We start from the raw sequence: 12,652 nt of genomic DNA, 5'->3' as shown, positions 1-12,652 counted from the left end.
AAACGTCGCTGCTTCGCCGGGCCGCCGCCGCTTTGCCATTCTCGCAGCTGCGGAGGCTTGCGCCTCCCCGTAGCCACAAGTGGTGAAGGCCAAATGTCAGCAGGGCCATTCCACCGCACCATAAAACGAAAATTCAGGCGGATAATGTGAGCAGCACAAGCGAATTTCTCTGGTACATCCCCAATGACGTCAAACCCGGCCACCGGGGCGACGCCGTCAGCGAAGACCACAACAGTCTCGATACATTGACGAGCCATGCCAGGACGCTTGAAACCCATGGCTGGAAAGGCGCGCTGATCGGCACCGGCTGGGGACGTCCGGATACATTTACGGTGGCGGCGGCGCTTGCGGCCCGCACCACCACATTCGAGCCGTTGATCGCCATCCGTCCCGGCTACTGGAAGCCGGCCAACCTCGCATCGGCCGCCGCCACGCTCGACCAGCTTTCCGGCGGTCGAGTTCGGATCAACATCGTTTCCGGCAGGGATGAGCTTGCCGCCTATGGCGATGAAGAAGGCGATCAGGCGCAGCGTTATGCCCGCACGTAAGAATTCATGCGGCTGGTGCGGCGGCTCTGGACCGAGGAGAACGTCACTTTTAATGGCGATCATTTCCGGGTGACGAACTCCACGGTTTCGCCGCGCATCGCCGCGCGCGAGGGCCGGCCGCATCCCAAACTCTATTTCGGCGGCGCTTCCGAAGCAGCCGAGCAGGTGGCCGCAACCGAGGCCGATGTGCAGCTTTTCTGGGGAGAACCGCTCGCCGGCGTGCGCGAAAGGATCGAGCGGCTGAGAAAATTCAGCGAAAAGCTCGGCCGCGATCTGCCGCCGCTGCAATTCGGCCTGCGGATCACCACGCTGGTGCGAAAAACCACGGCCGAGGCATGGCGCGATGCGGAAGCGAAAGTTGCCGAGATGGCCGCAAACAATGGCGTACGCTGGAATGACCATCTTCAGGCCGTGGCGGTCGGCCAGCGCCGCCTGCTGGATTTGCACCGTCAGAGCGACGTGCTGGACGACAATCTCTATACCGCGCCGGGCAAATTCGGCGGCGGCGGGGCGGGAACCACATGGCTTGTCGGCTCGGCGGAAGATGTCGCCGCGTCACTGCGCAAATACCGCGCGCTGGGCATCAGCCATTTCGTGCTTTCCGACACGCCCTATCTCAAGGAAATCGAGCGGCAGGGCGAGAGCTTGCTGCCGCTGCTGCGGGATTGATGAGCGTGGCTTGAATATGGACGGCCCACCTTGGACAAGGCCGCCCGTTTGCTTTCAACCGCCCGCCGCCTTGATGCTCTGACGACCGAGAATCGTTCGGATCATATGGCTCTGCGGCGCATGCGCCCTTGCCGTTATGGCATCGCGGTGATGGCGCTCAAGATCGTAATCCCGGCGCAGGCCGCGATTGCCGCCAAGCTCCAGCGCCAGATCAGTCACCGCCACGGCATTGTCGATAACCACATGACGAACGGCCAGTGCATCGGTTCCCACCCTCTCCCCCGCATCGACATCGCGGGCGACTGAGAGAAGGAGGCGTCGGTTCGCCGCCAGCAGCACTTCGATCTGGCCGAGACCTTCCTGAATGCGGGGGATGGAGGAGAGCGGTGCGCCAAGACTTGCCGGAACATGGCCATTCAGATGGCGCAACAGATCGTCCCGCGCCGAAAGCGCGACACCGTGATAGACGGAAGCCAGCAGAACGAAGAAATTATAACCGTCCGCCTCATCGCGCCGCAGCGGCTCATCCGCCGGCTGCTCGGCGACGATATCGGCAAGCGGCACCTTCACGTCTTCCAGCACCAGATCATGGCTGGCTGTGGCGTACATGCCGGTCGCCTCCCATGCTTTTTCCTGGGCGATGCCAGCCGCATGGAGAGGGACCAGAAGCTGGATGAGGCGCGGCATCTCTTCCGTCGTCACGGCAAGCACGATCGCCCATTTCAGGCCCGGTAGGCCGGTGACGAAGCTCTTGCGGCCATTGACCACCCAGAAATCGCCCTCGATCCGCGCCGTCGTTTCCGGCAGGCCGCCATGGGCCGGCGAACCGACACCCGGCTCCGCCTGCGCATTGTTCAGGAGCGCCGGTTCCCTGCTATTGGCGGCCAGTACCTTTGCAGCAAGTGCTGCCGGCCACTTGCCGCGCCGTATCGCGGCATGAACGCTGTAATGCATGGCAAGGATGAGGGCGGTCGACGGATCGCCTTTTGCAATGGCCGTAATGACGGCATGTGCCGTTTCCATGCCCTCGCCCCAGCCGCCATCCTTTTCAGCCGTGACGAGACCCAGCAGGCCGGGTGGTTACACCCTGCAGCCGCCGCGAGCACCCGACGACATTGCTGAATTCGTCGAAAAGGTCGTGCCGGTGCTTCAGGATCGGGGTGTTTACCCGCGCCAATATGAAGGCGCGACGATCCGCGACCGCTATGGCCTGCCTTATCCAGATTGAATAGCAGCGGTGGCGCTATCGCAAATGTCGATCTCCCGCCCCTCCCGCATGAGGCGGGAATGGCGGGAACGGAACATATTATTGGCCCGTCGCCACTTTCAAAACCGGCTGCCCGCCTGAGAGCTGCGGCAGGACGGAGGCGAAATCCGTGACGATCTGGCGATAATCTTCCGGCTGGAATTCATAGGGCAGTTCGAGGCGGAATTCCGAGACGTGCGGCAGAACGGGATCGCGCGACAGTCTCTCCAGAATTTCGTCCGTCGTTCCAACGATATCGGGCAGGAAAAGCGTGCGGCGCGCGCCATGCGGCGTGGTCGTGCGCTTGTCACGCTCGGCGGCGAATTCCTTGTAACGGCGGCGGGTCGCGGGGCTCGCGCTATCGGTCGGCAGGATCACGCGGCCAAGAGCGACACGCGGCTGGCGCTCATGCGCCCATTCCTGCCGGAAGCGGCTGACCAGCGCCGCCTGCGCGGTCAGAAAATCATCGGTATTTTCGCCGCTGACGATATTGCCCGTCAGAAGATTGAAGCCTGCCTTCCCCGCCCAAAGCGCGGAATTCTGCGATCCACCGCCATACCATAGCCGGTCCGTCAGCCCCCTGGCGACTGGACGCAGGCGCGGCACCTGCGCGCCGGCCGCATTACCCGCTTCCGTCTCGCTGGATAGCGGTTCCGACCGCAGGGCCCTTGCCAGCTTTTCGGCGCGGGCATGGCTGTAATCGGCATCGGGAACCGTATCGACATAATCCGAAATAAGATGGGCGAAGGGTGGCGCGCCCACCGAAACCCCGACATTCAACCGCCCGCGCGACAGGACATCCACGGTGGCCAGATCTTCCGCCAGCCTGAAGGGATTTTCGTAACCAAGCTGAATGACGGCGGTGCCGAGGCCGATCCGTTTCGTGCGCTGCGATGCCGCCGCGAGGAAAGTCGCCGCCGATGACACGCCCCGTTCCAGATGGCGCTGGCGAACCCAGGCGCTGTGATAACCCAGCGCCTCTCCGGTTTCGAAAAGCCGCAGGGTTTCTTCCAGCCCTCGTGCCGGATCGTCGTCCTGATAATTGCCGGGAACGAGAAAGGCAAATTGGGAGATATGGGAAAGAGGCATGGCTGTACATCCGGAAATGACTGTTGAAGCTCAGCAGCGCAGATGCAGCCATCCCCGTTCCGGACAGCCGTTCAATGCGGCGCATACCCATGTAGAATGCATGATGACAGGCACGGCTGGCACGGCATGTTCGTTTATAGTCCCGGCCTTTGTTGAAAGATCATTGCGCGATTCAATAGTCTACTAAAATTATGGATTACCACCCCTCCTTTGGAATAGGCCGCGCTCACGCCTCCCGCTGGACCTTCTTCTCCGAATGGCAAGATATCCCTCAGTCGCCCTCTCACATTGAAGAGCTGTGCAACACGATGCGCAAATGGCCTTGATTTTCCGCACCAACATGTAATACAGATTATCATACATGTTGACAAATAACACATACATGTATGACATTGCAGCAATCACAAACGCTGCCATACCTGCATGAGGGAGGAATTATGATCATCACCGACGTCGAGGTCCGTGTTTTCCGCACGACGACCCGTCGCCACTCGGACAGCGCCGGTCACGCGCATCCGGGGCCGGCGCATCAGGTGGAACAGGCCATGCTGACCATCCGCACGGAAGATGGACAGGAAGGCCACTCCTTCACCGCGCCGGAGATCGTTCGCCCGCATGTCATCGAAAAATTCGTCAAGAAAGTCCTGATCGGCGAGGACCATCGCGACCGGGAACGACTGTGGCAGGACCTTGCCCATTGGCAGCGTGGTTCGGCCGCGCAGCTGACCGACCGCACATTGGCGGTGGTGGACTGCGCGCTTTGGGACCTTGCCGGCCGCTCGCTCAACCAACCTGTATACAAGTTGATCGGCGGTTATCGCGACAAAGTGCTGGCCTATGGCTCCATCATGTGCGGCGACGAGCTTGAAGGCGGGCTGGCGACTCCGGAAGATTACGGCCGCTTTGCCGAAACACTCGTTAAGCGCGGCTATAAGGGCATCAAGCTGCACACATGGATGCCCCCGGTCAGCTGGGCGCCGGATGTGAAGATGGACCTCAAGGCCTGCGCGGCCGTGCGCGAGGCGGTCGGCCCCGATATTCGCCTGATGATCGACGCCTTCCACTGGTATTCCCGCACCGATGCGCTGGCGCTTGGGCGTGGCCTCGAAAAACTCGGCTTCGACTGGATCGAAGAGCCGATGGATGAGCAATCTCTGTCCTCCTACAAATGGCTTTCCGACAATCTCGATATCCCGGTCGTCGGCCCCGAAAGTGCGGCCGGCAAGCACTGGCACCGGGCCGAATGGATCAAATCCGGCGCCTGCGATATTCTGCGCACCGGCGTCAACGATGTCGGCGGCATCACCCCGGCGCTGAAGACCATGCATCTGGCTGAAGCCTTCGGCATGGAATGCGAGGTGCATGGCAATACCGCCATGAACCTTCATGTTGTCGCCGCCACCAAGAATTGCCGCTGGTATGAGCGCGGCCTGTTGCACCCCTTCCTCGAATATGATGACGGCCACGATTATCTGAAATCGCTGTCGGACCCGATGGATCGCGACGGCTTCGTGCATGTCCCTGACCGGCCGGGCCTTGGCGAGGACATCGATTTTACCTTCATCGACAACAATCGGGTGAGGTAAGGGGCGATGAAAACGGTGCTCGCCTTCGGAGACAGCCTCACCTGGGGCGCGGACCCGGCAACGGGTCTGCGGCACCCCGCCGAACACCGCTGGCCGGAGGTGCTGGAGGCGGAGCTTTCCGGAAAGGCGAAGGTTCATCCGGAAGGGCTTGGCGGGCGCACCACCTGCTACGATGACCATGCCGGCCCGGCCTGCCGCAATGGCGCGCGGGCGCTTGAAGTCGCGTTGTCCTGCCACATGCCACTCGATCTCGTCATCGTCATGCTCGGCACCAACGATATCAAACCGGTGCATGGCGGGCGTGCGGAAGCCGCTGTTTCCGGCATGCGGCGGCTGGCGCAGATTGTCGAGACCTTCATTTACAAACCGCGTGAGGCCGTTCCAAAACTGCTGATCGTCTCCCCGCCGCCCTGCGTCGCGGGCCCCGGCGGAGAGCCCGCGGGTGGGCGGGACATCGGGCAATCGCTCAGGCTTGCGCCGCTTTACCGCAAACTCGCCGCCGAACTTGGACATGCCTTTTTCGATGCCGGGTCGGTTGCCAGCGCCTCACCGGTGGATGGCGTGCATCTGGACGCGCCGGCAACGGCGGCAATCGGCCGGGCGCTAGCAGCTCCGGTCAGAGAGATTCTTGGCTGATCCTGCGACGCCCGAGGAGGAACCGGGCGTGTGGATCAAAACGTGGAAAGGCCGTATGAACCGGCCGTATTGGGAGGAAAGATGAAACATTTTCTTGCAACCGCAGCACTTGGCGCCCTGCTGATCGGCGCCATGCCGCTCAGCGCCTTTGCCGAAACGCCGAAGGACCAGCTCATCGTCGCCACGACCATGAGCAATATCCTCACCCTCGATCCCGCCGCCATTACCGGCCGCGAGACCGTGCAGGTGCTGAACAATGTCTATGACACGCTGGTCGTGCTTTCCCCGAAAGATCGCAGCGTTCAGCCTCGCATTGCCGAACGCTGGGAGATTGCCGAAGACCGGAAATCCATTCGTTTCCATCTGCGCGCCGATGCCAAATTCGCTTCCGGCAATGCCGTGACGGCAAAGGACGTGGCGTGGAGCCTAAAGCGGCTGCTTGCCCGCAACCTGGCGCAATCCTCCTTCCTGAAAACCCGCGGCTTCAAGCTGGAAGAGGCCGACAAGCTCTTCGTTGCCGAAAACGACCAGACCTTCGTGCTGAATATCCCGAAGCCCGACGATCCCAACCTTCTGCTGATGATCCTTGCGCAGAACGGCCCCGGCTCGATCATCGACAGCAAGACGGCGCTTGAGAACGAGAAGGACGGCGATCTGGGCGGCGCATGGCTGACGCTGAATTCCGCCGGCTCCGGCCCCTTCAAGCTGACGCAGTGGAAATCCAACGAATATATCATCCTCACCCGCAACGACGATTATTGGGGTGAGAAGGCAAAAATGAAGCGCATCCTGATGCGCCATCTGCCGGAATCGCAATCGCAGCGGCTGATGCTGGAAAAAGGCGATATCGACGTTGCCTATTCCCTTCAGGCCCCGGACCTCAAATCGCTTGAGGCCGACAAGGCCGTCACCATCGAATCCACACCCGGCTCCGGTTTTTATTACCTCAGCGTTTCGATGAAGGATGAGCGCTTCGCCAACAAGAAGGTGCGCGAGGCCCTGCGCTACCTGATCGACTACGACGGTCTCGACAAGGCGGTCATGCCCTATTACGGCAAGCTGCATCAGCGCTACCTCAGCACTGGCGTCATGGGCACGCTGCCGGATCAGGGCTACAAGCTCGACATCGAAAAAGCCAAGGCGCTTCTGGCCGAGGCCGGTTATCCTAACGGTTTCAAGACCACGCTGCGCGTGCTTTCGGAAGACCCCTTCATGAAGGCGGCAACGGCGATCCAGAACACGCTGGCGCAGGCCGGCATTCAAGCCGAGCTGATCAGCGGCTCCGGCGACCAGATCTATGGCGCCATGCGCGAGCGGAATTTCGAACTGCTGCTCGGCCGCGGCGGCGGCGGCCAGCAGCCGCACCCGGACAACAACCTGCGCTCCATCGCCTATAATCCCAACAATGCCGATGATGCCAAGCTCACCAATTACCAGAGCTGGCGCACCAGCTTCTTCGATGAGAAGCTGAACAAGATGATCGAGGCAGCGCTTGTCGAGCGCGACGCGGCGAAACAGACGAAGCTTTATGAGGAGCTGCAGGGCTATATGGACGAGATCGTCATGTCCATTCAGCCCTTCTCCGAAGTCATCGACACCGCCGCCTTCCGCAGTGACGTCAAGGGCATGATCGTCAGCCCCTGGCTTTCGCGGTTTGAAGAGGTGAGCAAGGAGCGGTAATTCGCCGACACAGCGGTTACTCAGGAAAAGGCGCGGCTAACACCGCGCCTTTTTGCTGTAACAAAGCCCCACTTAGCCAATGTGTCAGGCGCAAGCGAAGCCTCCTCACTCCGTCACCCCGGACTAGATCCGGGGTCTAGTGCGATCAAGTCCTTGATCGCGTAAGACTCCTCTCACGGCGCAGACGCGCCGTGGCTGGATGCCGGATCTAGTCCGGCATGACGGAAGGCGGGTCTCGCACTATGTCAGTAGCCTATGCGTAATTGGCGGCCCGCCATCCCCGCCGTAGCCATTCCAAAAAAATGCCCGGCAGGGAGGCCGGGCAAGGAAGGAGGATGTTATTATCCGTGACGCCCCGGAGGAGGACGGTCACGGTCTTGGAGCCGTCACGCGCCTTCATATTCCAGCGAGGCGCCGATCAGTTCGCGCGCATAGGGATGCGTCGCGCCATTGCCGGCGATAGCCTCGCGCGGCAGAATTTCGGTGATTTCACCACGCAGCATCACCGCGAAGCGGTCGCACATGTGATCGACGACGGCGAGATCGTGAGTCACCATGATATAGGTGAAGCCACGCTCTTCCCGCAGGCGCTGGAGGAGATTGAGGATTTCCGCCTGCACCGAGACATCGAGCGCAGACGTCGGCTCGTCTAGCAGCAGCAGCGACGGTTCGAGGATCAGCGCCCGGGCAATCGCCACGCGCTGCCGCTGGCCACCGGAAAGCTGATGCGGGAAGCGGTCGAGGAAAGAGATGGGCAGTCCGACATCCGTGATGACCTTGCGCATCCGCTCTTCCCGGTCGCCGAGCTTATGGATCGCAAGCGATTCCGAAAGCACGGTGCGCACGGACTGGCGCGGATGCAGCGATCCGTAGGGGTCCTGAAACACCATTTGCAGCATGCGGCACCGCTCGATCAGCGGCATATCGCGCACCGACCTGCCGTCGATGAGGATATCGCCGGTCCAGAAATCGTTGAGCATGGAGACGCAGCGAAGCACGGTGGATTTGCCCGATCCGCTTTCGCCGACCAGCCCGAAGCACTCGCCCGGCTCGACGCGGAAGGATACGGAAGGCAGCACTTTCAGCGCCGTATGGCCGCTGCCGAAGGTGATGGAGAGATCGCGAGTTTCAACGGAAACGGCCATTATACGTTCTCCTCCAGCCATTCGGGGCGGCGATCGAGCACCGCAAGCGGCGCACGCGAGCCGCCGATACGCGGCTGCGCCGCCAGCAGGCCGCGCGTATAGGGGTGCTGCGCCTGATCGAGATCGCGTGCGGCGAGCGTTTCCACCACCCGGCCGGAATACATGATGAGCACACGGTCGCAGAAATTCCGCACGAGATTAAGGTCGTGGCTGATCATGATGAGGCCGATGCCGCGATCACGCACGAGACCGTCGAGAATATTCAGCACCTGCAGCCGCACCGTCACATCGAGCGCCGAGGTCGGCTCATCGGCGATGACGAGATCGGGATCGGCAAGCAGCATCATGGCGATCATGACACGCTGGCCCATGCCGCCGGAAATCTCATGCGGATATTGTTCGTAAACACGGGCGGCATCGCGGATTTTCACCGCATCGAGCATGGCCAGCGCCTTTTCCCGGGCCTCGGCTTTCGAAGCCTTGAAGTGGCGCAGATAAGTCTCCGTCACCTGGTCGCCGACCCGGCGGATGGGGTTGAGGGAGAATTTCGGATCCTGAAGGATCATCGACATGCGCCGGCCGCGAACCTTCAACATCTCCTTCTCATCAAGCGAGAGAAGATCGAGACCATCGAAATCCAGCCTGTCGGCGGTGATCGTCGCCGACGGCAGGAGGCGCAGCAGGGCGCGACCGACGGTGGATTTGCCCGAGCCGCTTTCACCGACGATGCCGAGCCGTTCCCGGCCAAGGGTGAAGGAGATGCCGCGCACCGCCTCAGTCGGCGAGCCGCCATAACGGATACGGAGATTTTCGACGTCGAGGATTGGTTTTTCCATGGCCCTATCTCCGGTTCATCTGCTTCGGATCGAGCGCATCCCGCAGGCCGTCGCCGAGGAGATTGAAGGCGAGGCTGACGGAGAGGATCGCAATGCCGGGGAAGGTGACGAGCCACCAGCTATCCAGCATGTAACGCCGGCCGGTGGCGATCATCGCCCCCCATTCCGGCAGCGGCGGTTGCGCGCCGAGGCCGAGGAAGCCGAGGCCGGCGGCGGTGAGGATGACGGTCGCCATGTTTAGCGTCAGGCGGATGAGGACCGAGGGCAGGCACATGGGCATGATCGACTTGACGATGATGCGCAGCGTCGATGCGCCCTGAAGCCGCGCGGCGGCAATATAATCCGCCTTGCGAAAAGTCATGGCTTCGGCGCGGGCAAGGCGCGCAATCGGCGGCCAGGAGGTGAGTGCAATGGCGATGATCGCATTGTTGAGGCTCGGGCCGAGCGCTGCGACGAAGGCGAGCGACAGGATGAGGCTCGGGAAGGACAGGAAGATATCCGTGATGCGCATCATCACCGTATCGAACTTGCCGCCGAGATAACCGGAGGCCGTGCCGACCAGAAGGCCAACGGGACCGACGATGATCGAGACCAGCGAGATGATGGTGAGTGTGATGCGTGCGCCCCAGAGAAGGCGGCTGTAGATATCGCGCCCCAACTCGTCCGTGCCGAAGACGTGGCCATTACCCGGAGCCTTCAGCGTATTGGCGAGATCCTGCGCGTAGGGGTCATGCGTCGCAAGCCAGGGCGCGAAAATCGCAGCGATGACCAGAAGCAGCAGCACAGCCAAACCGAAGGCCGATGTCGGGCTTTTCAGGAGGAAAACCACGATGTTCTTCAGCGCATTCAAGGGCACCGGAAGGCGGAAGGAGGTTTCTGTACGGGCCGTCATCAGCGGGTCCTCGGATCGAAAAAGCGGTAGAGAATGTCGGACAGGAGATTGAGCCCGATAAAGATGACGCCAACGATAAGCACGCAGGTCATCACGGCATTCATGTCGCCGATAATAAGATTGCTGGTGAGATATTGCCCGAAACCCGGCCAGGCGAAGACGGTCTCGATGAGAACCGCCCCTTCCAGCAGCGAGCCGTAAGCAAGCGCAATGATGGTGACGAGCTGCACGCGGATATTACCGAAAGCATGCAGCCACACCGTCTGCCGCTGCGACAGGCCTTTAACGCGAGCGGTCGTCACATATTCCTGGCCCAGCTGGTCCAGCATGAAGCTGCGCGTCATGCGGGTGATATAGGCCGAGGAGGAATAACCGAGCAAAGCGGCGGGAAGGATGAGGTGGTTGATGGCCGACCAGAAGACCTCCATATCGCCCGCAAGCAGGCTGTCGATGAGCAGAAAGCCCGTCCGCTCCTCGACCAGACCGATATAGAACTGGTCCATGCGTCCACCGCCGCCGACAAGGCCGAGATGGGCGTAAAAAACGATCAGCGCGATCATGCCAGTCCAGAAGATCGGCATGGAATGGCCGAACAGGCTGAGCACCCGCACCAGATGATCCTGCCAGCGGTCTTTATTGACGGCGGCATAAACGCCCATGGGAATGCCGAGGCCGGCGCCGATCAGGATCGCGAAGGTCGCCAGCTCCATCGTCGCCGGCATGACCCTGATGATGTCTTCGATGACCGGACGCCCGGTGCGGATCGAGGTTCCGAAATCGCCGGTGAACACGTCTCCCAGATAATAGAAGAACTGTTGCCACAGCGGACGGTCGAAACCGAGCGCGTGATAGACCTGTTCATAGGTTTCGCGCGTCGCATCCTCGCCTACGATCGCCCGCACGGGATCGGCGGGCATCAGGCGGCCGATAAAAAAGGTCAGCAGCAGCAATCCAAGCAGCGTAACCGCAATACTTCCGATGTGGCCGGACAGGCCATATAGCGAAAGGCGTCTTTTTGACATGATTCCTCCCTTGCCAGAGATCGACCGCGCAAGTGACCAGGGCGCAATCCTGTCTGACAACTATCGGCAAGTTGTCACAGGTGTTGGAGACTGTCAAGCGCATGCCAGCGAAATCCGTATTGGACGAGGTTCCGAAATATGTGTCCGGGGTGGAATTTCGGACGGGACTCACCCCGCTTTCGTTTTTTTGGGGAAAAGGGCCTGCGTTGCCGCAACCGCAAAAGCCTGTATTCTCGGCCTTGCGGAATGCGCCGATACCTGTCCCTGGCTATGATACCAATAAGGTGCGTACTTCAGGGGGAGGAAAATATGGCTGACATGACGCTTCTGGCATTTGCCGTGGCCGCCATTATCGGAATTGCAACACCCGGCCCCACCCTTTGCTGGCGCTTGCCAATGGCTGGAGATTCGGAATACGCCGCGCCATGATCGGCATGGCCGGCGCTGCTCTCTCGGGTTTCATCCTGGTCGGCGCGGTTGCATTGGGATTGGGCTGGCCTTCTATCGGCGGGCAACTGCGTAAACCATTGATATATGGTCGGGATCACTCCACCGCTGTGCGGGAGCGCAGAAGCACCTTGTAGCGCTCAAGGCTGCCGCGCAGATGCGCCGCCATATATTGGCGGGCGGCATCGGCATCGCCTTCGATGATGGCGTCAACGATCTTCGCATGCTCCTCCTGGAGATGCAGGTTGTAGTCCTTCGGACGCGACCCGGGCGCCGCACCCTGCAATTCGCCGCGGGGAATGATGCCGGAGCGAATGAGCTGAAGAAACTCTGGAAACCGCCTGTTCTGCGTCGCCTGTGCAATGGCCAGATGGAACTCGAAATCGGCGTCCCGCGTCGGCAGGCCGGCGGCGAGACAATCACCAACGCGCCGATGCGCATCCACAATCGCCTCCACCTGCACGGCGGAACGGCGCGATGCCGCAAGCCCGGCGGATTCGACCTCGAAAACGGTGCGCAATTCCAGTAATTCGATCACCGAGGAAATTCGCCCGACGGCCAGATCGTTAAAGGGCAGCTCCTTGGCCGGTTTTACTTCGACAGCAAAAACACCCGCGCCCTTGCGCGCTTCAACAAGGCCATCGGCGCGCAGAATGGCGATGGCCTCGCGCACCACGGTTCGGCTGACGGAATATTCACGCGTCAGTTCGCTTTCGCTTGGAAGACGGTCGCCGGGGCGGAACACACCCTCCGACAGATCCCGCCGTAATGCCGAACTGATTTTCGCCGCGAGCGATACCCCCTGCTTCGTGCTGCTCTCAACGTCCATTCCGGCCCACCTGTTTTAAACTTGTCT

9 protein-coding genes and 4 pseudogenes are annotated in these 12,652 nt (G+C 61.2%); 6 read left to right on the top strand and 7 right to left on the bottom strand.

Annotation, left to right across the window (positions count from 1 at the left end; translation table 11 throughout):
- Positions 1-146: 146 nt before the first annotated feature.
- Positions 147-1,217 (top strand): annotated as a pseudogene (locus RAC79_RS08645) (LLM class flavin-dependent oxidoreductase).
- Positions 1,218-1,271: 54 nt separating this feature from the next.
- Here the strand turns inward: RAC79_RS08645 and RAC79_RS08640 are convergent.
- Positions 1,272-2,291, bottom strand: a pseudogene (locus tag RAC79_RS08640) (acyl-CoA dehydrogenase family protein); the annotation flags it as partial.
- Between the two features lie 4 nt (positions 2,292-2,295).
- Here RAC79_RS08640 and RAC79_RS08635 point away from each other — a divergent pair.
- A pseudogene (locus tag RAC79_RS08635) lies at positions 2,296-2,445 on the top strand (nitrilotriacetate monooxygenase); the annotation flags it as partial.
- 78 nt (positions 2,446-2,523) lie between these two features.
- Here the strand turns inward: RAC79_RS08635 and RAC79_RS08630 are convergent.
- On the bottom strand, positions 2,524-3,552 hold the full coding sequence (locus RAC79_RS08630; protein ID WP_142844683.1) for an LLM class flavin-dependent oxidoreductase: 1,029 nt from the start codon (positions 3,550-3,552) through the stop codon (positions 2,524-2,526).
- A gap of 437 nt (positions 3,553-3,989) precedes the next feature.
- On the opposite strand from RAC79_RS08630, the gene RAC79_RS08625 reads away from it, so the two are divergent.
- The 3 genes from RAC79_RS08625 to RAC79_RS08615 all read left to right on the top strand — a co-directional run bounded on the left by RAC79_RS08625 (position 3,990) and on the right by RAC79_RS08615 (position 7,454).
- Positions 3,990-5,138: a mandelate racemase family protein gene (locus RAC79_RS08625; RefSeq protein WP_065657151.1), complete on the top strand. Its 1,149-nt coding sequence runs from the start codon at positions 3,990-3,992 to the stop codon at positions 5,136-5,138.
- Between the two features lie 6 nt (positions 5,139-5,144).
- On the top strand, positions 5,145-5,774 hold the full coding sequence (locus RAC79_RS08620; protein WP_142844684.1) for an SGNH/GDSL hydrolase family protein: 630 nt from the start codon (positions 5,145-5,147) through the stop codon (positions 5,772-5,774).
- Between the two features lie 81 nt (positions 5,775-5,855).
- Complete coding sequence (locus RAC79_RS08615; protein WP_142844685.1) at positions 5,856-7,454, top strand: ABC transporter substrate-binding protein; 1,599 nt, start codon at positions 5,856-5,858, stop codon at positions 7,452-7,454.
- 386 nt (positions 7,455-7,840) lie between these two features.
- Here RAC79_RS08615 and RAC79_RS08610 read toward each other — a convergent pair whose 3' ends face one another.
- The 4 genes from RAC79_RS08610 to RAC79_RS08595 are packed head-to-tail and all read right to left on the bottom strand — an operon-like array spanning position 7,841 to position 11,349.
- The gene (locus RAC79_RS08610; RefSeq protein ID WP_065657148.1) at positions 7,841-8,599 is read right to left on the bottom strand and encodes an ABC transporter ATP-binding protein; all 759 of its coding nucleotides are present in this window, start codon (positions 8,597-8,599) and stop codon (positions 7,841-7,843) included.
- Positions 8,599-9,435, bottom strand: a complete 837-nt coding sequence (locus RAC79_RS08605) for an ABC transporter ATP-binding protein (protein WP_065657147.1) — start codon at positions 9,433-9,435, stop codon at positions 8,599-8,601. The genes RAC79_RS08610 and RAC79_RS08605 overlap by 1 nt, the downstream gene beginning before the upstream one ends.
- 4 nt (positions 9,436-9,439) lie before the next feature.
- Positions 9,440-10,327, bottom strand: coding sequence for an ABC transporter permease (locus RAC79_RS08600; RefSeq protein ID WP_142844686.1), 888 nt, complete (start codon positions 10,325-10,327; stop codon positions 9,440-9,442).
- Entirely contained in the window at positions 10,327-11,349 is a 1,023-nt protein-coding gene (locus RAC79_RS08595) for an ABC transporter permease (RefSeq protein ID WP_142844687.1), read from the bottom strand. Before RAC79_RS08595 ends, RAC79_RS08600 begins: the two co-directional genes overlap by 1 nt.
- Before the next feature lie 309 nt (positions 11,350-11,658).
- Between RAC79_RS08595 and RAC79_RS08590 the strand changes: the two are divergent.
- Positions 11,659-11,843: pseudogene (locus tag RAC79_RS08590) on the top strand (LysE family translocator); the annotation flags it as partial.
- A gap of 50 nt (positions 11,844-11,893) precedes the next feature.
- Here RAC79_RS08590 and RAC79_RS08585 read toward each other — a convergent pair.
- Positions 11,894-12,625, bottom strand: coding sequence for a FadR/GntR family transcriptional regulator (locus RAC79_RS08585; RefSeq protein ID WP_035261197.1), 732 nt, complete (start codon positions 12,623-12,625; stop codon positions 11,894-11,896).
- Positions 12,626-12,652: the final 27 nt, after the last annotated feature.

The sequence above is a fragment of the Agrobacterium sp. LR_9 genome (assembly GCF_041954855.1).
GTDB classification, from domain to species: Bacteria; Pseudomonadota; Alphaproteobacteria; order Rhizobiales; family Rhizobiaceae; genus Agrobacterium; species Agrobacterium leguminum.
Note: the sequence above shows the minus strand (reverse complement) of the source record. Positions and strands in the feature narration are given on the sequence as shown.

Coding starts and splice junctions, on each gene's coding strand:
- RAC79_RS08620 (WP_142844684.1), top strand. CDS start 5,145: ATGAAAACGGTGCTCGCCTTCGGAGACAGCCTCACCTGGGGCGCGGAC.
- RAC79_RS08595 (WP_142844687.1), bottom strand. CDS start 11,349: ATGTCAAAAAGACGCCTTTCGCTATATGGCCTGTCCGGCCACATCGGA.
- RAC79_RS08585 (WP_035261197.1), bottom strand. CDS start 12,625: ATGGACGTTGAGAGCAGCACGAAGCAGGGGGTATCGCTCGCGGCGAAA.
- RAC79_RS08605 (WP_065657147.1), bottom strand. CDS start 9,435: ATGGAAAAACCAATCCTCGACGTCGAAAATCTCCGTATCCGTTATGGC.
- RAC79_RS08610 (WP_065657148.1), bottom strand. CDS start 8,599: ATGGCCGTTTCCGTTGAAACTCGCGATCTCTCCATCACCTTCGGCAGC.
- RAC79_RS08615 (WP_142844685.1), top strand. CDS start 5,856: ATGAAACATTTTCTTGCAACCGCAGCACTTGGCGCCCTGCTGATCGGC.
- RAC79_RS08630 (WP_142844683.1), bottom strand. CDS start 3,552: ATGCCTCTTTCCCATATCTCCCAATTTGCCTTTCTCGTTCCCGGCAAT.
- RAC79_RS08625 (WP_065657151.1), top strand. CDS start 3,990: ATGATCATCACCGACGTCGAGGTCCGTGTTTTCCGCACGACGACCCGT.
- RAC79_RS08600 (WP_142844686.1), bottom strand. CDS start 10,327: ATGACGGCCCGTACAGAAACCTCCTTCCGCCTTCCGGTGCCCTTGAAT.